Raw genomic sequence first — 17788 nt, 5'->3', positions numbered from 1 at the left:
GGCACGACCCCGCGCACGGCGCCCACGCGACGCACATCCTCGTCGATCCCGGTGGGCTCGTCCGCCGGCCGCCCCGCATGAACTGGGAGGTCGGCGGCGCCCTCTACCTCGTCGGCCTGACCGCGTTCCGCCTGGTGCAGTCCCTGAAGCTGAGCAGCGCCGACACGGTGCTGGTCTCCGCGGCGGCGGGCGGCGTCGGACACCTCGAATGCCAGATGGCGCGCCTCGCCGGCGCCCGCGTGATCGGGATCGCGGGGGACGAGAACCACGACTACCTCCGCTCGATCGGCGTGAAGCCGATCGGCTACCGCACGGATCTGCTCGAGGCGATCCGGAAGGCCGCGGACGGCAGGCCGGTGACCGCGCTGCTCGACAACTACGGCCACTACGAGCAGCTCGCCGTCGAGCTGGGGATCGCGGGATCGCGGGTCAGCTCGACCGACGACCGCCGGTCCACCGAGATCGAGCTCTACCTCGCCGGGCCCGACCCCCGGATCGCCGTGGAGCTGCGCGACGTCGCCGAGCTGGTGGCGGAGTGGGACATCCGGATGCTGATCTCGGGCTTCTACCCGTTCGTCAATCTGGAGGAGGCGCTCGCGGATCTCGACGCGCGGCACAGCCGCGGCGTCGTGGTCGTGGGGATGGACCCGACCGCCGCGCCGAGGGAGTACCTCAAGGAGCGGATGCGCACGCGGCACGAGTCCGCCTCCGCCAGTGCGTCACCGCCGGAACCCGCCAAAGCCTGAGCGGGATCCCGGACCTCAGCGGATGCCGCTCCTCGCGAAGCCCTGCACGAAGTAGCGCTGGAACAGCAGGAACAGCACGACCATCGGTGCGACGTCGATCAGGGCGAACGCCATCGTGCTGCCGTAGTCGGGGCCGTTCTCGCTCTGCAGGTACAGCAGCCCGATCGGCAGCGTGAACAGGGAGTTCTCCTTCAGCGCGATCAGCGGCCAGGCGAAGTCGTTCCAGGAGGACAGCAGCGTCATGAAGAACAGCACCGCGATCAGCGGGCGGGACAGCGGCAGGACGACGCTCCGGAACACCCGGAAGTGGCTCGCGCCGTCGATCCGGGCCGCTTCGATCAGCTCGCGGGGGATGCCGAGCAGGAACTGCCGGGCGAGGAACAGCCCGAACGCGCTCGCCGCCGTCGGCAGCACGACCGCCCAGTAGCTGCCGTAGAGACCGAGACCGGTCACCAGGCGGAAGAGGGCGACCATGATCGTCTGCACCGGCAGCGTCAGGGTGCCGAGGGCGATCAGGAACAGCGTCGACGAGCCGCGGAACCGCAGGTGCGCGAACGCGTAGCCGGCCAGCAGGTTGACCGCGACGGTCAGCACCGCGACGGCGACCGCGATCGAGACGGAGTTGCCGAACCACGTCCCCACCGGGAACCCGTTCAGGACCTTCGCGAAGTTCTCGAATGTGATCGAGGTCGGGATCAGGCGCAGCTCGCCGCCGACCAGGTCGGAGCGCGAGGAGAGCGCCACGACGACCATCCAGTAGAGCGGGAACAGGGTGACGACCGCGACGACGATCGCGACCAGCGCGCGCAGCAGGACGCCGCGGCGAGCACGGCGTCTCCTCGGCGAGGCGGTGCGGGTCGCGGCGACGGGCAGCGGGCGATCGACGGTCGTCATTCGGCGAGGTCCCTCGTGCGGCTCAGGCGCCAGCGCACGGCGGTGAACCCGAGCGCGAGCAGGAGGAGCACGACGCCGATCGCCGACGCGTAGCCCTGGTCGCGGGTGACGAACCCCGTCTGGTACGCGTACGTGACGAGGACGCTCGTCGCGTCCTGCGGTCCGCCTCCGGTCAGCACGAACACGATGTCGAACACCTGGAACGAGTAGATGACGTTCACGATCAACAGGAAGAACGACTGCGGACCGAGCAGCGGCACGGTGATGGAGCGGAGGCGCTGCCAGCCGCGGGCGCCGTCGAGCGCCGCCGCCTCCTGCAGCTCGGGCGACAGCCCCTGCAGCCCGGCCAGGTAGATCAGCATGTTGAACCCGACCCGCCACCAGAGCGTGACGAGCACGACGGAGGCGAACGCGGCGGCGCTGCCGGACTGCCAGTGCACGCCGGGCAGGCCGATGAAGCGCAGCAGCTCGTTCAGCACGCCGGAGTTCTCGTCGAACATCAGCAGGCCGATCAGCGCGGTCGCGACGCCGGACACGGACATCGGCAGGATCAGGATCGAGCGGAACACCCCGCGGGCGGGCAGCGCCGCGTTCAGCAGCACCGCTGCGCCGAGCCCGAGCCCCATCGACAGCGGCGTCGTCAGCAGCGTGAACAGCAGCGTGTTCGCGAGCGAGCGCCAGAACAGCGGGTCGCCGATCAGGCGCGCGTAGTTGTCGAGGCCGGCGAAGGTCCCGGCGCCGAAGCCGTTCGTGCGCTCGAAGCTGAGCCCGACGGACTGCACCAGCGGCAGCAGCACGAACAGGCCGAGCAGCAGCAGGTTCGGCGCGATGAAGAGGTAGGCGACCCCGCCCTCGCGCCCGCGGTGGCCTCGGCGCGGGCGCACGGCGAGGGCTGCGGTCACACCGCGACCGCCTTCCCGATGCCCGCCTGCAGGGCGGAGACGGTCGACGCGGCGCCGCGACCGCCGACGAACGCCGTCTCCAGCTCGTTCTGCAGGACCGTGATGATCGCCGACATGTTCGGCGATGCGACCTGCGCGGAGTCGGTGGCCTTCACGGCCGACGCCTGGCCCACGAAGACCGGGGCGAGCTCGGGGCGCACGGCGAACTCGATCCCGTCGGACACCAGATCGGCTCGGGTCGGCAGCAAGGAGGCGCCGGCGCAGAACGCGCGCATCTGCTCCTGGCGTGTCACGAACTCGAAGAACGAGGCGACGAGCTCGGCCTTGTCCGCCGCGCCGGTCGTCGCGACGAGCGCGTTGCCGCCGAAGTCGCTGCCTGCGCGGGCGTTCCGCGGCGCGAAGGTCGCGCCCCACTCGAACTTCAGCGCGGTCGAGGCCGGGATGGCGAACGCGCCAGAGAACACCATCGCGGTCGTCGTGCTCGCCCACGTGTCCGCGGCGTAGGTGGAGGACTTCACGCTGTCGTTCGGTGGGACCAGCTTGTCGGGGAAGAAGGACCGCGTGAAGTCGACGGCGGACCGACCGGCGGCCGAGTCGATCGCCGCGGTCTGCAGGTCCTCGCTCAGGAAGCGGCCGTCGGCCTGGAACAGCCAGTTCAGCCAGCGGGTCACGCCGTTGCCCTGCCAGTTCACGCCGAAGGGGTACTTCGCGGCGGGCTGCGCCTTCCGGAGCTTCCGCGCGACCGCCTCGAACTCCTGCCAGGTCCATGCGTCCTCGAGCTTCGTCGGGATCGAGGTGATGCCCGCCTCCGCCATCGCCGCGGTGTTGTAGAGGATCGCGGAGGTGTCCGTGTGATGGGGGATGCCGTAGGGCTTCCCACCGTTCTGCACGGCGGCCCACGCCTGCGGCGTGAAGCGGTCCTCGAACCCCGACGGCAGGTGCTTCGACAGGTCGAGCAGCTGCCCCTTCCCGGCGTACGCGCCGAACGTGTAGTACGGGACGCGGAACACGTCGGGCGGGTTGCCCGCCTGGATCTGCGCGTCGATGTTCGAGAACATCTGCTCGTACGGCACGGCGTTCAGCGTGATCTTCGACCCCGCGTTCGCCTTCTCGAAGCCGCTGATCGCGGTCCGGAAGCCGGCCAGCTCGGCGTCGGTGCCCCACGTGGTGAAGCTCAGCTCGCCGGTGCCGGTCGTCTTCTTCGCGGCCGAGGGCACGAAGCCGCACCCGGCGAGCAGGAGGGGAGCGGCGAGCACGCCGGAGGTGCCGAGGAGCTGGCGTCTGGTCAGGGTCACGGCCGATGATCCTGACGGCGCCCTCTGCGTGCAGAGGCGGCGTCCGGGAGATGCCCTGGTGGTGCCCAGTGGATGGGGGCGAAGCGCGCACGAGGCGCACAGCTGTGCCGTCCGCCTCCAGTTCTACGATCTGTAGAAGCAGTCGAGGAGAGGACCATCATGCCGGGCAGGTTCGAGAAGCAGGTCGCGATCGTCACCGGTGCGGGGTCCGGCATCGGGGCGGCGATCGCGCGTGGCCTGGCTGCCGAGGGTGCGGTCGTCGTCGGCGCCGACATCGACGAGACGCGGCTGCACAACGTCGAGCGCCGAATCGAGATCGCGGGCGGCCTGCTGATCCCGGTGATCGAGGACGTCTCCGATCCGGCGGCGGTGGAGCGCGTCGTCGCCGCGGCGGTCGGGCGGGGCGGCAGCCTCCACCTCGCGGTGAACAACGCCGGGATCGCCGGTCCGCACGGACTCGTGCACGAGATCGGTCTCGACGAGTGGAAGCGCGTGATCGACGTCGACCTGAGCGCGGTGTTCTACGGGATGAAGTACGAGGGTGCCGCGATGCTCGAATCCGGCGGCGGGTCGATCGTGAACGTCTCGAGCCTGCTCGGGCTGGTCGGCGACGGCGACTCGGTGGCGTACACGGCCGCGAAGCACGGCGTCACGGGGCTGACGAAGGCGGCGGCCGCGGGGTACGCGCAGCACGGCATCCGGGTCAACTCGGTCCACCCGGGCTGGGTGGACACGGCGCTGCCGACGCACACGACGCGCGCCGAGCGGGAGGTCCTGCAGCTGCGCAACCCGATGGGGCGCCTCGGCACACCGGAGGAGGTCGCGCAGGTCGTCCTCTTCCTCCTGTCCGATGCCGCCTCGTTCGTCACCGGCGCGCAGTACGCCGCGGACGGCGGCTACACCGCGGTCTGACGCGGGGCTGGGCCGCACTCGCCGTTTTGTAGGAAGAACCTGCCTACAAAACGGAGAGTGCGCCTGCTCAGGAGGAGTGCCGGGCTGCGGCTGCTGAGCGGATCGAGGTCGTCAGGATCGCGTGGAGGTCGACGTCGACCGCTGTGCCGCCCGCCCGGAGCGCCAGCACGGCCGCGCCGACCAGGCCGTCCGCGACCGGGATCGGGGTCGAGGTGCCCGCCGCGGCGAGGAGCGGGGCGGCGAGCGCCGCGTCGAGGCGGAGGACGCCCTCGATCAGCACGCTGCCGCCGAAGACGAGGGGGCCGTGCGCCTGCGCGGCGCGCACCCGGGTGAGCAGCGCCGTCAGCGCTGCGATCGCGTCGCGGACGATCTCCGCGGCCACCTCGTCGTCGGCGGCCAGCTCGAACGCGAGCGGCGCGAAGCGCGACAGCTGCACGGGACGGAGCGCGTAGAGCGCACTCAGCAGGCGGCTGAGCGCAGGCGGCCGTCCATGGACATGGGCGCCGTCCTCGTCCTCCTGCAGGCCGACCCGGCTGAGGAGCGCCGTGGTCAGTGCGGTCGCGCGGCCGCCGTCGAGGGCGTCGACGACCGCCCGCGCGACGCGGTGGCCGATCCAGAACCCCGACCCGGCGTCGCCGAGCAGCCAGCCGCTCCCGTCGATGACCCTGGCGAGCCCGCCGTCCCGCACCGCGCCGCCGATCGCCCCGGTGCCAGCGATCAGGGCCGCGCCGTCGGTCGCCGGCGTGCCGGAGGCGAAGAGCGCGAGCAGGTCGCCTGCCGTGACGACCGGCGCGGTGACGCCCAGCACGAGGAGGCGCTGCCGGATGCCGGGGAGGTACGTCGGATGCCCGCCGGCGTGGGCGACCAGGACCACCTCCACGGCGACCGGATCTGCGCGACCGGCTGCCAGCGCCTGCTCGATCGCCGACACGACGGACGCGATCGCCGTCTCCGGCTCCGCCGAGGTCGGGTTGCCGCTGGCCGCGCGCCCGAAGCCGAGGGCGCGCGCGTCCGAGTCGATGAGCACGGCGCGGGTGGAGGTGCCGCCCGCGTCGACCGCGATGAACTCACGCATCGTTACCCAGCCGAAACACGACCGCCACACGATGAGCCTATGGTGAAACCAGATTTCAGGCTTGGACAGCTTCGACGAAACGGGTTCTCATGGCCGGACCGGATGCGATGCGCGTCGCACTGGTCGACGGCGCCCCCGCGACGGCCGTGCAGAACCGGATCCACGCCCGCTGGACGGAGCTGCCCGCCGCGACCCTGCGGGTCGCGCAGGTCGTGCTCGACGATCCGCGACTCGTGCTCGACCTGCCGATCAACGAGCTCGCGGAGCGGGCCGGCACCTCGCCCGCCACGGTCACCCGCTTCTGCCGCCAGATCGGGTACCCGGGCTACGTCGCGCTGCGGATGAGCGTCGCCACCGATGTCGGGCGCACCTCCGCCCTCCCGCCGCGCGCCGCAGACATCGGCCGGGCGTTCAGCGCGGACGACGCCGCGGAGGACGTGCGCAGCACCCTGCTCGCCGGCGCCGTGCGCAGCCTGCAGCAGACCGCGGAGTCCGTCGACCTGACCCTCCTCCGTCGGCTCGCGGAGGTGATCGTCGGCAGCAGGCACGTCGACCTGTACGGCGTCGGCAGCAGCGCGCTCGCGGCTGAGACGCTCGCGACGCGCCTGTACCGGATCGGCGTGTTCTGCAACGTCTGGTCGGAGGTCCACGCCGGGCTCACGAGCGCAGTCGTGCAGAGCGAGGACTGCGTCGCCATCGGCTACTCGCACACCGGCCGCACCGCCCAGACGATCCAGATGCTGCAGGAGGCGGGCAGCCGCGGCTCGCTGACCGTCGCGATCACGAACGACGCGGCATCCCCGCTCGCCGGCGTTGCGGAGCTCGTGATCCAGACCTCCGCGTTCGAGCAGTTCCTGCAGCCCGACGACCTCGCGGCGTACTACAGCCAGGTCTACGTCTCCGACCTGATCTACGTGCTCACCGCCCAAGTCGACTTCGACCGCTCGAGCACCCACCTCGCGGCGTCGGCGCTGGCGGTCGTCCCGCACCGCGAGAGCGGCGTCCGCACGACGCCGCGGCCCGCACGGACCCGGCGAACCGCGAGAACCGGCCGCTCGGACGACACCGTCAGCTCCCGCAGCACGGGCAGCTCCGACCACACCGACAGGCAGGGGACCACCACCGCATGACCGACACCGCCACCACGACCGCCGTCCACGACTTCGCGGAGGCCGTCCGCACGCGCCTCGCGGCGCTCGAGGAGCAGGCCGCCGCCGGCGCGTTCGACCCGGCGATCGACCTGATCACGGACGCCATCCGGGCCGGCGGCGTCGCCTACGCGTTCGGCACGGGGCACTCGGAGGCGTTCGCGATGGAGGTCGCGGGCCGCGCCGGCGGGCTCATCCCGACGAAGAAGGTCGCGTTGCGCGACCTGGTCCTGCTGGGCGATCTGTCGCTCGCGGACATGCGGGGTGGGAACCTCGAGCGCGACCCCGCCGTCGCCGACACGCTGTTCGAGATCGCGCAGGTGGGCCCGCACGACGTCGTGCTGATCGCCTCCAACTCGGGCGTCAACGGCTCGATCGTCGGCTTCGCGCTCGCCGCGAAGCGCAACGGCAACCCGGTCATCGCGGTCACGTCGATCGACCACACGATGCAGGTGCAGCCGAAGCACCCGAGCGGGCAGCGGCTGCGGGACGTCGCGGACGTCGTGATCGACAACCTCGCCCCCTACGGCGACGCGGCCGTCACGATCGGTGCCGACGTGCCGGTCGGCGCGGTCTCCTCCATCACCGCGGCGTTCATCGCCCAGGTGCTGACGATCGGCGTCGCCGAGCGGTTCGTCGCCGCCGGCGAGGACGCCCCCCTCTACCTGTCCGCGAACATCCCCGGCGGCGACGAGCACAACATCGCCCTCGAGGAGCGTTTCGGCATCACCCGTCTCGCCTGATCCACCACAGCTCCACCACCACCACAGCTCCACCACCACAGCAGTCACTACGGAAAGAAGCAGAGCATGAACAACCTCAAGCCCCAGCTGCACCGACGGGACTTCCTCCGCGGCGCCCTCGTCATGGGCATCGCCGCCCCGCTCGCCGTCACGCTCGCGTCCTGCGCGGCCGGCGGCTCGTCGAGCACCCCGACCGCGGCGGGCGGCGCGAAGAGCACGAAGAACCCGTTCGGCGTGAAGACCGGCTCGACCGTCGCCGCGACGATCTTCAACGGCGGCTACGGCACCGACTACGTCGACTTCGCGGCGGCGGTGATGGCCAAGCAGTCGTTCAAGGCCACCGCGACGGTGTCGCCGGCCACGAACATCGCGCAGTCCCTGCAGCCGAAGTTCGTCGCGGGCAACCCGCCCGACCTCGTCGACAACTCGGGCGCGAACGCGATCGGCGTCGCGACGATCCGCAGCCAGCTCTCGGAGCTGTCCGACGTGATCGCGGCGAACAACTACGAGGGCAAGAAGATCTCGGACACGCTCTACGGCGGCGTGACGAAGCCGGGCACGCTCGACGGCAAGCTCCTGATCCTCAACTACGTGCTGACCGTCTACGCGCTCTGGTACTCGGCCTCCCTGTTCGAGGCCAACGGCTGGACCGTGCCGAAGACGTGGGACGAGGCGTACGAGCTCGGCGTGAAGGCGAAGGCGAAGGGCAAGTACCTCTTCGTCTGGGGCAAGGAGGCGGCGACGTACTACCAGACGCTCGCCATCGCGTCCGCGATCAAGGAGGGCGGCGACGAGGTGCGCCTGTCGCTCGAGAACCTCGAGGCCGACAGCTGGAGCAAGCCGGCGGTGCAGTCCGTGTTCCAGGGACTGAAGAAGATCATCGACGCCGGGTTCTTCAAGCCCGGCGGTGCCGGCACGCAGTTCACGGCGGCGCAGGCGCAGTGGTCCAACGACCAGGACGCGCTGCTCTACCCCTCGGGGTCCTGGATCGAGAACGAGATGATCAAGCAGACGAAGTCGGGCTTCAAGATGACGGGTGCCCCTGAGCCCACCGTCACGTCGGGGTCGAAGCTGCCCTACGAGGCCATGCACTCGACCGCGGGCGAGCCGTTCATCGTGCCGTCGAAGGGCGCGAACGTCGCGGGAGGCAAGGAGCTGCTCCGCGCGATGCTCTCGAACGAGGCGGCGACCAACTTCGCCAAGACGCGCCTGACCCCGACGATCGTCAAGGGCACCGTGCCCGCCGACGGCTTCGGTTCGACGGCGCTCGTGTCGCAGTCCTCGCTGCTCGAGGGGGCCGGCGACAACGTGTTCTCCTGGAACTTCGTCGACCTGTACGGCATGAACCAGGACCAGCTCGTCGTCTGGAACACGTTCCTGTCCGGCAAGTCCACGGTCGCGCAGCTGACCAAGGGCCTGCAGGACATCAGTGACAAGGTCCGCAACGACAGCTCGGTCACCAAGGTCACGGTGTCGTGACGACCGTTTCTCGCACGCTGCTGTCGACGGGCGGCCCCTCTCGGGCCGCCCGCTGGCGGCGGAAGAACCTGACCGTCGACAAGGTCTCGTTCGCCGCGGTCTTCCTCGGCGTGCCGCTGGTCGTCTACGTCGCGCTGGTCCTGTCGCCGTTCGTGCAGGCGATCGGCTACTCGCTGACCAGCTGGTCGGGCTTCGACGACTCGACGCCGTTCGTCGGCCTCGAGAACTACGTCAAGGCGTTCAACGACCCCGACTTCGTGATCTCGGTGCGCAACAGCGTGACGCTCGTGCTCGTGCTGCCGATCGTGATCATCGCGATCGCCGTCGCGCTCGCGTCGCTGGTCACGATCGGCGGAGCGTCGAGCGGTCCCGTGCGGGGCGTGCGGGGCGGGGAGTTCTACCGGATCCTGCTGTTCTTCCCCTACATCATCCCGGCGATCGCGGTCGGCATAATGTGGGGCCAGATCTACCTGCCGGACGGCGGCCTCCTGAACGGCATCCTGGTGGCGGCCGGACTCGGCGGCTTCGCCTCCTACCCCTGGCTCGGTGACGCGCGGACGGCGATGCCCGCGACGATGTTCGTGATGATCTGGGCCTCCGTCGGCTTCTACGTGGTGATCTTCGTCGCGGCGATCAAGTCGCTGCCGGCCGAGATCTTCGAGGCGGCCAGGCTCGACGGCGCGGGCCGGTTCCGGATCGCGACCCGCATCACGGTGCCGATGATGCGCGCCAACATCCGCACGTCGGTGATCTACACCGGGATCTTCGCGCTCGACGCATTCGTGTTCATGTCCGCGCTGAACGCCGGGGGCGGGCCGCAGAACTCCACCCTCGTGATCTCGCAGGAGCTGTTCAAGACCGCGTTCACCAAGGGCCAGTTCGGCTACGCCTGCGCGATGGGCGTCGTGCTCGCCGCGATCACGCTGCTGTTCGCCGGCGTCGTCTTCCTCGTCGACCGCCTCACCGGCGGCCGCGAGGACCTGCAGGAGGAGTGACACCGATGGCCAGTGAAGTCGCCGCACCGATCGCGATCGCACGTCCTCGCCGGACCAGCGTGCCCACGGGGGAGCGCGTCACCGGCGGGATCTCGCAGGCGGTGCTGATCGTCTGCTCCGTGGTCGTCGTCCTGCCGTTCCTCTGGACGATCATGTCGTCCTTCAAGACGACGACCCAGGTCCTCAACTCGCCGTTCTCGCTGCCCGACCGCCTCCACTTCGAGAACTACGTGAACGCGTGGACGAAGGCGGGCATCGGCACGTTCTTCGTGAACACGCTCCTCGTCGTCGGCGGGGCGCTCGTGCTGACGATGGTGATGGGCTCGATGTGCGCGTACTTCCTCGCGCGCTTCCGGTTCATCGGCAACCGCGCGATCTACCTGCTGATGGTCGCGGGGCTGACCTTCCCGATCTTCCTCGCGATCGTGCCGCTGTTCTTCATCCTGAAGTCGCTGGGGCTGCTCGGCACACTGCCGGGGCTCGCGATCACCTACTCCGCGTTCGCGCTGCCCTTCACCGTGTTCTTCATGGTCCCGTTCTTCCGCGCGCTGCCACCCTCCATCACGGAGGCCGCCGCGATCGACGGTGCGGGGGAGTGGCGCACGTTCTTCCAGGTCATGGTGCCGATGGCGAGGCCCGCGATCTCCACGCTCGCGATCCTGAACTTCGTCGGGCTGTGGAACCAGTTCCTGCTGCCGGTCGCGCTGAACCCGGACCAGAAGAAGTACGTGCTGACGCAGGGGATGGCGGCGTTCGCCGGCACCGCGGGCTACTCGATCGACTTCGGCGCGCTGTTCGCGGCGGTCGTGATGACGATCGTGCCGGTGCTGATCGTGTACCTGGTGTTCCAGCGGGCGCTCAGCGGCTCGGTCGTCATCGGCTCCGACAAGTAGTGGCGCCGACCCCCTCCCACCCCGACTCTCCGTTTTGTAGGAATGAAGTTCCTACAAAACGGAGAGTGCTGGAGGTGCGGAGGCTCGCAGCCGGAGTGCTGCTGCCCGGGTTCGGCGGGACGGTGCTGTCCGAGTCGCTCGCGGCTCGGCTTCGGGACGGGCTGGCCGGGGTCTGCCTGTTCGGGCGGAACATCGACTCGGCCGAGCAGGTGCGCTCGCTCACCGTCGCGATCCGAGCTGCGCGGCCGGAGGCGGTCGTGGCGGCCGACGAGGAGGGCGGCGACGTCACCCGCCTGCACATGCCCGACGGGTCGCCCGAGCCCGGCAACGCGGTGCTGGGGCGGATCGACGACGAGTCGGTCACCGCTGCGTCCGCCGCGCGGATCGGCGCGGAGCTCGCGGCCGCCGGAATCACGCTCGACCTCGCGCCGACCGTCGACGTGAACACGAACGACGACAACCCGGTGATCGGGGTCCGCAGCTTCGGGCTGGACGCCGCGCTCGTCGCCCGGCACACGAGGGCGTGGGTCCAGGGGCTGCAGTCGAGCGGGGTCGCCGCGTGCGCGAAGCACTTCCCGGGTCACGGCGACACCGCGGTCGACTCGCATCTCGGGCTGCCGGTCGTCGAGCACGACCTCGACGCGCTGCGGGCGCGGGAGCTGGTGCCGTTCGTCGCCGCGCTCGACGCGGGCGTCGCCGCGGTGATGACGTCGCACATCATGCTGCCGAGGCTCGACCCGGATTCGCCGGCGACCATGAGCCCTCGCATCCTGACCGGCCTGCTGCGGGAGGAGCTCGGGTTCGAGGGCGTGATCGTCACGGACGCGCTCGACATGGCCGGCTCGAGCGCCGAGATCGGCATCCCGGCCGCCGCGGTGCGTTCGCTGCAGGCCGGCGCGGACCTGCTGTGCCTCGGCAGCGACAGCGAGCCGGTCCTCGACGCGGTGCTGGACGCGATCGTCACGGCCGTCGGATCCGGCGAGCTTCCGGAGGAGCGGCTGCGCGACGCGGCGGCACGTGTTCGCAGCCTCGCGCATCGCCCGGTGGGGCGGGAGATCGTGGACAGCTTCGATGTCGCGCCGGCCGCGGCCGCGGCGCTCGCCGACGGCGGGGACTGGGCGGTCGTGCACCTCGCCTCCGAGCCGAACGCCGCGGTCGGCCCGACCGGCTGGGGGCCGTTCGCCGCGGCCGCCGTCGACCCCACCTCCTGGCCCGCCGTCCGGTTCCTGAGCTGGCGGCGGATCGATCTCGACGACGGCAGCCGCGCGGTTCCCGAGGCCGGCGCCCGGGTGCTCGTGATCGGCCGGGACATCCACCGCCGGCCCGCCGCCCGCGCCGTGGTGGAGGGGCTCCGAGCCGCAGGTGGCACGGTGGTCGTCGTGGACATGGGCTGGCCGTCGGCCGATCGGCGCTACGCCGACGTGGCGACCTTCGGCGCCTCCCGTGCGATCGGAGCGGCCCTGCTCCACCTGCTCACCGGAACGGAAGGCCACTGATGGAGATCTTCATCCTGCCCGATGCGGCAGCCGTCGGCGTCGCCGCCGCAGCGCGGATCGCGGCGGTCGTCGCGCGTCAGCCGGAGGCCGTGCTCGGGCTGTCGACCGGATCGTCGCCGCTCGGGACCTACGAGGCGCTCGCGGAGCTCGTCCGGCGCGGCGAGGTCGACCTGTCCCGCGCCTCCGGCTTCGCACTCGACGAGTACGTCGGTATCGCCCCGGACTCGCCGCAGAGCTACGCGGCGACCATCGCGCACGACGTGACCGAGCCGCTGGGACTGGATCCGGCGAGGGTGCACGTGCCGCCGGGGTCCGCGGAGGACCTCGAGGCCGCGTGCGAGGGGTACGAGCAGGCGATCCGCGCGGCCGGAGGCGTCGACGTCCAGATCCTGGGCATCGGCGCGAACGGTCACATCGGATTCAACGAGCCGACCTCCTCCTTCGCCTCCCGCACCCGAATCAAGACGCTCGCGCCGCGGACGCGCGAGGACAACGCGCGGTTCTTCGGCGGGGACCTCGACGCGGTGCCGCTGCACTGCATCACGCAGGGCCTCGGCACGATCCTCGACGCGAAGCGGCTGCTGCTCGTCGCGCAGGGGGAGGCGAAGGCCGACGCGATCGCGAAGTCGGTCGAGGGGCCGCTGTCCGCGATGGTGCCGGGGTCGGCGCTGCAGCTGCACCCGCACGCGACCGTGCTGCTCGACGAGGCGGCGGCGTCGCGCCTGACGCTCTCGGACTATTACCGCTTCACGGCCGACCACCTGCCGCCCTGGCAGCGCGTGGGCGGACCCTCCGTTTTGTAGGCAGGTTCTGCCTACAAAACGGAGAGTCAGGCCAGGCGGCGGCCGGCGGCCCAGACGGCGTCGACCTCGTACTCCTCGGTGAGGAGGACCGCATCGGCCGGGGATCCGACCTCGAGCGTGCCGAGGTCGGGGCGGCCGAGCGCGCGGGCCGGGGTCTCGGTCGCGGCCCGCACCGCCTCCGCCAGCGGCACGCCCGCGGCGACCGCGGTGCGGATCGCCGCGTCGAGCGTCAGGGTGGAGCCGGCCAGGGAACCGCTCGTCAGCCGGGCGGCGCCGTCCCGCACGACCACGTCGAGCGGTCCGAGGCGGTACTCGCCGTCGCCGACGCCCGCGGCGGCCATCGCGTCGGTGATCAGCGCCACCCGGCCCGGCGCCAGCCGGAACAGCGCCGCGATCACGATCGGGTGCACGTGCAGGCCGTCGGCGATCAGCTCCAGCACCACGCCGGGACGCTCGATCGCCGCACCGATCGGGCCGGGCTCCCGATGCGCGAGCACCGGCATCGCGTTGAAGGTGTGGGTCAGCAGGGAGGCGCCCGCGTCGAACGCCGCGCCCGCGGTCGCGAGGTCGGCGGTCGTGTGCCCGACCGCGACGCGCACGCCGCCCTGCACGAGCGCGGCGATCGCCTCGAGCGCGCCGGGTCGCTCCGGGGCGATGGTCACCTGCGCGAGCGTGCCGTCCGCGGCGTCGAGGAGCGCCGCGACCTCCTCGGGGGTCGGCGCGGTCAGTGCCGACGGATCGTGCGCGCCGCGTGCGTCGGGGCTGATGAACGGCCCCTCGAGGTGCACGCCGAGCAGCAGCGGATCCGCGCGGACCAGCGGCGCGAGCGCGCGGAGCGCGACGACCAGCTCGGCGACCGGCGCGCTGACGAGCGACAGGGCGGTCCGTGTCGTCCCGTGCGCGCGGTGCGCCGCGAGCAGGGCGGGCAGCGCCGCCGGGCCCTCCGACGCGTCGGTGCCGCCGCCACCGTGGACGTGGATGTCGACGAACCCCGGCGTGAGCAGGCGCCCCGACGCCTCCAGCACCGCGCCGTCGTGCGGAGGGGGCGCGTCGATCCCGCGGGCGAGGACCCGACCGGCGGCGAACCGGATCCAGCCGTCCTCGACGGCGCCGCCGGAGACGACGCGTGCGCCCGTGATCAGCAGATCGGCCTCGTGGTCCGGCATCGGCACCTCCTGCGCCAGGCTACCGAGGCCGCCTCCCGCCAGGATGGGTGCACCGTCCATGCAAGGGAGCGCCGCATGCTCGTCGCAGGGTCCGTGCTCGCCGCCCTCGGGGCACTCGTGCACGTGTACATCTTCTGGCTCGAGTCGATCGGCTGGCGCAGCGCGCGTGCGCGGCGCATCTTCGGGACGACGGAGGAGGAGGCGCGGATCACGGCGCCGCTCGCGCTGAACCAGGGCTTCTACAACCTGTTCCTCGCCGTGGACGTGATCGTCGGCATCCTGCTGGTCGCCGCAGGAGGGACCGCCGCCGGGATCACCGCGCTGCTGATCGGGACCGGCTCGATGGTCGCCGCGGGCCTCGTGCTGATCGTCTCCGACCGCTCGAAGGCGCGAGCCGCGGTCGTGCAGGCGATCGTCCCGCTGGTCGCGGTCGTGCTGCTCGTGCTCTCCGTCCTCCGGTAGATCGGCATCTCCCGCCTCCCGTCGGTCAGCCCTTCGGGCCAGTCAGCGCGACGGTGAGCGTCCAGCTCGCACCGGCGGGCGCCTGCACCGCGATCCAGAGCGGCGGGGCGCCGGTGTACGGCGTGGTCACCGCGGCCGGGATACCGCGGCGATCCGCCCCTGCGCTCCTGCCGATGACCTGCTGGTAGGAGGACCAGTCCTGGCGCGTGACGAGCCCCCGGACCTCCCACCCCATCGGCCGGCCGTCCGCGGAGGAGAGCACGACCGCGACGGACCCGCCGCGGAACGACGCCGACGACGTGTCGATCGGCACGACGGCCTGCCCCTCGCCGCGCAGCCGCTGCCCGACAGCCGCGACCCCGTCGATCTGCACCGGCACCCGCACGGCCGGGCCGCTGATCACGGGCTGCGTCGGCGCCGCGGTCGGTGCCGCGGTCGCGATCGCGCGGGGCGTGTCCGCGACATCGGGCCGCGCCGGCCGGCCGGTCAGCGCGGCGCCGCCGGCCGCGACGAGGATCGCGGCCACCACGACCATCCCGACCGGGACGCGGCGCCGGTGCGTCGGCGCGGGCCGGAGGTCCGGCGCGTCCGGAGCGACGACGGCGTACCGCCTGCGGTCCTCCTCCGTCGCGTCCGGCGCGGAGAGGCGCCGGCGCAGCGCCTCCGCCTCCACCGGGTCCATGGCGGGACGTTACTTCGAGCCGTCGAGATCCTTCCGGTGCCTGCCCAGGCGCAGCCCGTCGCGGCGGATCTCGATCTCGTAGAGCTTTGCGTGCGACGTGGTGGTGCCGTGGTGCGCGACGAGCATCGGCCGCGACGGGTGCCCCTTCGTCGGCAGGGTGCGGAACACCATCGCATGGCCCGTGTCGTGCCGGAGCAGCGGCCGCCGCTGCACCCACGGCCCGTGCAGCTTGCCCGACGGTGAGACCGCGGAGGTCACCACGTAGTGCCCGGTGACCGTGCCGTTGGTGTTGTTGATCGTCTTCTCGTACGTCGACCACAGCATCGCCAGCCCGCCGCCCGGGAGGTGGATCAGCTGGGGCCCGTCGGTGACGTAGGGGAGGATCTGGTTGGCGGAGGGGGAGGGCATCTCCTGCGAGATCCAGGTCGCGTCCGAGCCCTTGAACAGGTGGATCGGCGCACCCGAGGCGGCGCTCAGGTCCTTCTTCAGCGGGATCGCCTCGATCGTCCCGTCGATCTTCTGCACCCACTCGTGGGCGTAGACCATCCACGGCCGCCCTTTGCCGTCCTCGTACAGCGTGCCGTCGAGGGTCATGAAGCTCTGCGGCGCGACCGGCTTCTGCGGGTCGACGGCGGTGAACGGCCCAAGCAGCGAGTCCGAGACGGCGATGATCGTGCCCCGGGCGTACTGCGGGATCTGCACCGGCATGCCGGAGGCGTTCGCCTTCGGCATCGGGAGCGGCGTGTCCGGGTTATGCAGCGTCGTGAACAGGTACCAGTGCCCGTTCCAGCGGTGCACCTCCGGAGCCCACGCCCCGTTCTGCGCCCACCCCGCCGGGTCGGGCGTGTAGACGACGACGGGGTCGGACCAGTGCTGCAGGTCCGCGCTGCGGTAGACCATCGTCCCGACGCCCGGCAGGTTCGACACCGCCGGATCGTTCCTGGCGTAGAGGTGGTAGAGACCGCTCGCCGCATCGGCGACCACGAACGGGTCGCGGATCTGCATCCCGATCAGGCGACGCGGGTAGGAGATCGGCGGGATGACCGTCGCGTCGCTCGCGGAGGCCGTCGCGACCGTGATGCCCGCGGCGAGCGCGGTCGTGCCGGCGCCGAGCACGACGCTTCGTCTCGAGACGGTCATGGCGGCTCCTCGGTCGTGGACGGATCGCTCGGCGTGGACGGAACGGGGATCAGCAGCGCTCTTCGAGCCCCCCGATCGGGGTGCACGGCGGGCGACGGTACGGGGCGGGTGCGCGGGAGCACGCGAACCACACCGGTCGCCGCCGGATCATCGCGACCGGACGGCCGGCGGGTGGAGGGCCCTCGCGCTGGTCGCCGGGCGGCACGGTGCTGCTCCTCCAGCCCCGATCGCACGCCGGTGTCTGCGAACCGACCTCCACCGTGTTCGGCTGGATCGACATGCCTCCGGGGACGAGGGGGCTCGCGTGCGCGCAGCAGGTGGTGATCTCGCGTACACTTGGAGGTGCATTTCTTGTTGTGCAGGTGGATCAGGCTCTTCCGGGACTCCCGGCGAACTCGAACGCTTTTGTTCAGCGTTATGTGATGCTGCGGAATCCCGTGGCGTCGAGTTCGACAGTCCTTCAATGGACGGAGAAGAGATTCCTATGGCTACCGGCACCGTCAAGTGGTTCAACGGCGACAAGGGCTTCGGCTTCATCGCCCCCGATGACGGAGGCGCCGACCTGTTCGCGCACTTCTCCGCCATCCAGGGCAACGGATTCCGTTCCCTCGACGAGAACCAGCGCGTCGAGTTCGAGGTCGCCCGTGGCGACCGCGGCCCGCAGGCCGCGAACATCCGCGCGCTCTGAGTCCTCAGATCTGAGAAGGGCCCGGCCGAACGGCCGGGCCCTTCTGCTGTCCCCGACGGCTCGCGCAGAACGAGTACGACAGCAGGATCCAGGAGCAACAGCAGGACCCAGACCGCGTCTGGGTCCTGCTGAAGCTCCTGAGTCCTGCTGAAGCGCTCCGGTCTGGCGGGGCGGCGCGCCAAACGATCGCGTCGGTGCCGCCGAAGCTGCTGGAGCACGTCGACCGTCCGCCGCAGCGCATCGCGCCGTCGATGCGCCGGACGCCGGGT

General features: G+C 71.4%; 18 protein-coding genes. 11 read left to right on the top strand and 7 right to left on the bottom strand.

Annotated features, from left to right (window positions below; translation table 11 throughout):
- Positions 1 to 746, top strand: a 746-nt coding sequence (locus ACFE67_RS07885) for a zinc-binding dehydrogenase (RefSeq protein WP_375406324.1), incomplete at its 5' end; no start/stop codon positions are given.
- Between the two features lie 15 nt (positions 747 to 761).
- On the opposite strand, the gene ACFE67_RS07880 is transcribed toward ACFE67_RS07885, so the two are convergent.
- From ACFE67_RS07880 to ACFE67_RS07870, 3 genes are read right to left on the bottom strand one after another with little or no spacing between them, the layout of a single operon-like run.
- Entirely contained in the window at positions 762 to 1640 is an 879-nt protein-coding gene (locus ACFE67_RS07880) for a carbohydrate ABC transporter permease (RefSeq protein ID WP_375406323.1), read from the bottom strand.
- Entirely contained in the window at positions 1637 to 2542 is a 906-nt protein-coding gene (locus ACFE67_RS07875) for a carbohydrate ABC transporter permease (protein ID WP_375406322.1), read from the bottom strand. The genes ACFE67_RS07880 and ACFE67_RS07875 overlap by 4 nt, the downstream gene beginning before the upstream one ends.
- The gene (locus tag ACFE67_RS07870; RefSeq protein ID WP_375406321.1) at positions 2539 to 3837 is read right to left on the bottom strand and encodes an ABC transporter substrate-binding protein; all 1299 of its coding nucleotides are present in this window, start codon (positions 3835 to 3837) and stop codon (positions 2539 to 2541) included. Before ACFE67_RS07870 ends, ACFE67_RS07875 begins: the two co-directional genes overlap by 4 nt.
- Positions 3838 to 3996: 159 nt before the next feature.
- Here ACFE67_RS07870 and ACFE67_RS07865 point away from each other — a divergent pair, with 159 nt between their 5' ends.
- Positions 3997 to 4749, top strand: coding sequence for an SDR family NAD(P)-dependent oxidoreductase (locus tag ACFE67_RS07865; RefSeq protein WP_375406320.1), 753 nt, complete (start codon positions 3997 to 3999; stop codon positions 4747 to 4749).
- Between the two features lie 67 nt (positions 4750 to 4816).
- Here the strand turns inward: ACFE67_RS07865 and ACFE67_RS07860 are convergent, their stop codons facing one another.
- On the bottom strand, positions 4817 to 5824 hold the full coding sequence (locus ACFE67_RS07860; protein ID WP_375406319.1) for an N-acetylglucosamine kinase: 1008 nt from the start codon (positions 5822 to 5824) through the stop codon (positions 4817 to 4819).
- 89 nt (positions 5825 to 5913) lie between these two features.
- Between ACFE67_RS07860 and ACFE67_RS07855 the strand changes: the two genes are divergently transcribed.
- From ACFE67_RS07855 to nagB, 7 genes are all read left to right on the top strand, one after another.
- Entirely contained in the window at positions 5914 to 6954 is a 1041-nt protein-coding gene (locus ACFE67_RS07855; RefSeq protein WP_375406318.1) for a MurR/RpiR family transcriptional regulator, read from the top strand.
- A complete protein-coding gene (locus tag ACFE67_RS07850; protein WP_375406317.1) occupies positions 6951 to 7715 on the top strand; it encodes a sugar isomerase domain-containing protein in 765 nt (254 codons plus the stop codon). The genes ACFE67_RS07855 and ACFE67_RS07850 overlap by 4 nt, the downstream gene beginning before the upstream one ends.
- A gap of 66 nt (positions 7716 to 7781) precedes the next feature.
- Complete coding sequence (ngcE, locus tag ACFE67_RS07845) at positions 7782 to 9194, top strand: N-acetylglucosamine/diacetylchitobiose ABC transporter substrate-binding protein (RefSeq protein ID WP_375406316.1); 1413 nt, start codon at positions 7782 to 7784, stop codon at positions 9192 to 9194.
- Positions 9191 to 10189, top strand: a complete 999-nt coding sequence (locus ACFE67_RS07840; protein WP_375406315.1) for a carbohydrate ABC transporter permease — start codon at positions 9191 to 9193, stop codon at positions 10187 to 10189. The genes ngcE and ACFE67_RS07840 overlap by 4 nt, the downstream gene beginning before the upstream one ends.
- A 5-nt stretch (positions 10190 to 10194) precedes the next feature.
- Positions 10195 to 11082 carry a carbohydrate ABC transporter permease gene (locus tag ACFE67_RS07835; RefSeq protein ID WP_375406314.1) on the top strand — a complete coding sequence of 296 codons (888 nt, stop codon included), beginning with the start codon at positions 10195 to 10197 and terminating at the stop codon, positions 11080 to 11082.
- Positions 11083 to 11156: 74 nt separating this feature from the next.
- Positions 11157 to 12578 carry a glycoside hydrolase family 3 N-terminal domain-containing protein gene (locus tag ACFE67_RS07830; RefSeq protein WP_375406313.1) on the top strand — a complete coding sequence of 474 codons (1422 nt, stop codon included), beginning with the start codon at positions 11157 to 11159 and terminating at the stop codon, positions 12576 to 12578.
- A complete protein-coding gene (gene nagB, locus ACFE67_RS07825) occupies positions 12578 to 13381 on the top strand; it encodes a glucosamine-6-phosphate deaminase (protein ID WP_375406312.1) in 804 nt (267 codons plus the stop codon). Before ACFE67_RS07830 ends, nagB begins: the two co-directional genes overlap by 1 nt.
- Before the next feature lie 26 nt (positions 13382 to 13407).
- Here nagB and nagA read toward each other — a convergent pair whose 3' ends face one another.
- On the bottom strand, positions 13408 to 14547 hold the full coding sequence (gene nagA, locus ACFE67_RS07820; RefSeq protein WP_375406311.1) for an N-acetylglucosamine-6-phosphate deacetylase: 1140 nt from the start codon (positions 14545 to 14547) through the stop codon (positions 13408 to 13410).
- A gap of 75 nt (positions 14548 to 14622) precedes the next feature.
- Here nagA and ACFE67_RS07815 point away from each other — a divergent pair, with 75 nt between their 5' ends.
- Complete coding sequence (locus ACFE67_RS07815) at positions 14623 to 15009, top strand: DUF1304 domain-containing protein (RefSeq protein ID WP_375406310.1); 387 nt, start codon at positions 14623 to 14625, stop codon at positions 15007 to 15009.
- Between the two features lie 25 nt (positions 15010 to 15034).
- Here ACFE67_RS07815 and ACFE67_RS07810 read toward each other — a convergent pair whose 3' ends face one another.
- Together ACFE67_RS07810 and ACFE67_RS07805 are read right to left on the bottom strand one after the other, a co-directional pair.
- Positions 15035 to 15691 (bottom strand): hypothetical protein, encoded by a 657-nt coding sequence (locus tag ACFE67_RS07810; protein ID WP_375406309.1) that lies wholly within the window; start codon positions 15689 to 15691, stop codon positions 15035 to 15037.
- A gap of 9 nt (positions 15692 to 15700) precedes the next feature.
- Positions 15701 to 16831, bottom strand: coding sequence for a glycoside hydrolase family 43 protein (locus ACFE67_RS07805; RefSeq protein ID WP_375406308.1), 1131 nt, complete (start codon positions 16829 to 16831; stop codon positions 15701 to 15703).
- 484 nt (positions 16832 to 17315) lie between these two features.
- Here ACFE67_RS07805 and ACFE67_RS07800 point away from each other — a divergent pair, with 484 nt between their 5' ends.
- Positions 17316 to 17519 (top strand): cold-shock protein, encoded by a 204-nt coding sequence (locus ACFE67_RS07800; RefSeq protein ID WP_375406307.1) that lies wholly within the window; start codon positions 17316 to 17318, stop codon positions 17517 to 17519.
- Positions 17520 to 17788 lie beyond the last annotated feature (269 nt).

Origin of the sequence: uncultured Amnibacterium sp., assembly GCF_964244015.1 — a bacterium.
GTDB lineage: Bacteria > Actinomycetota > Actinomycetes > Actinomycetales > Microbacteriaceae > Amnibacterium.
This window is presented reverse-complemented; position numbering and strand designations above follow the sequence as displayed.

Excerpts from the sequence above, each read along its gene's own strand:
- ACFE67_RS07865 (WP_375406320.1), top strand. The coding sequence starts at position 3,997 with ATGCCGGGCAGGTTCGAGAAGCAGGTCGCGATCGTCACCGGTGCGGGG.
- nagA (WP_375406311.1), bottom strand. The coding sequence starts at position 14,547 with ATGCCGGACCACGAGGCCGATCTGCTGATCACGGGCGCACGCGTCGTC.
- ACFE67_RS07810 (WP_375406309.1), bottom strand. The coding sequence starts at position 15,691 with ATGGACCCGGTGGAGGCGGAGGCGCTGCGCCGGCGCCTCTCCGCGCCG.
- ACFE67_RS07815 (WP_375406310.1), top strand. The coding sequence starts at position 14,623 with ATGCTCGTCGCAGGGTCCGTGCTCGCCGCCCTCGGGGCACTCGTGCAC.
- nagB (WP_375406312.1), top strand. The coding sequence starts at position 12,578 with ATGGAGATCTTCATCCTGCCCGATGCGGCAGCCGTCGGCGTCGCCGCC.
- ACFE67_RS07805 (WP_375406308.1), bottom strand. The coding sequence starts at position 16,831 with ATGACCGTCTCGAGACGAAGCGTCGTGCTCGGCGCCGGCACGACCGCG.
- ACFE67_RS07880 (WP_375406323.1), bottom strand. The coding sequence starts at position 1,640 with ATGACGACCGTCGATCGCCCGCTGCCCGTCGCCGCGACCCGCACCGCC.
- ACFE67_RS07860 (WP_375406319.1), bottom strand. The coding sequence starts at position 5,824 with ATGCGTGAGTTCATCGCGGTCGACGCGGGCGGCACCTCCACCCGCGCC.
- ACFE67_RS07855 (WP_375406318.1), top strand. The coding sequence starts at position 5,914 with ATGGCCGGACCGGATGCGATGCGCGTCGCACTGGTCGACGGCGCCCCC.
- ACFE67_RS07800 (WP_375406307.1), top strand. The coding sequence starts at position 17,316 with ATGGCTACCGGCACCGTCAAGTGGTTCAACGGCGACAAGGGCTTCGGC.
- ACFE67_RS07835 (WP_375406314.1), top strand. The coding sequence starts at position 10,195 with ATGGCCAGTGAAGTCGCCGCACCGATCGCGATCGCACGTCCTCGCCGG.
- ACFE67_RS07850 (WP_375406317.1), top strand. The coding sequence starts at position 6,951 with ATGACCGACACCGCCACCACGACCGCCGTCCACGACTTCGCGGAGGCC.
- ngcE (WP_375406316.1), top strand. The coding sequence starts at position 7,782 with ATGAACAACCTCAAGCCCCAGCTGCACCGACGGGACTTCCTCCGCGGC.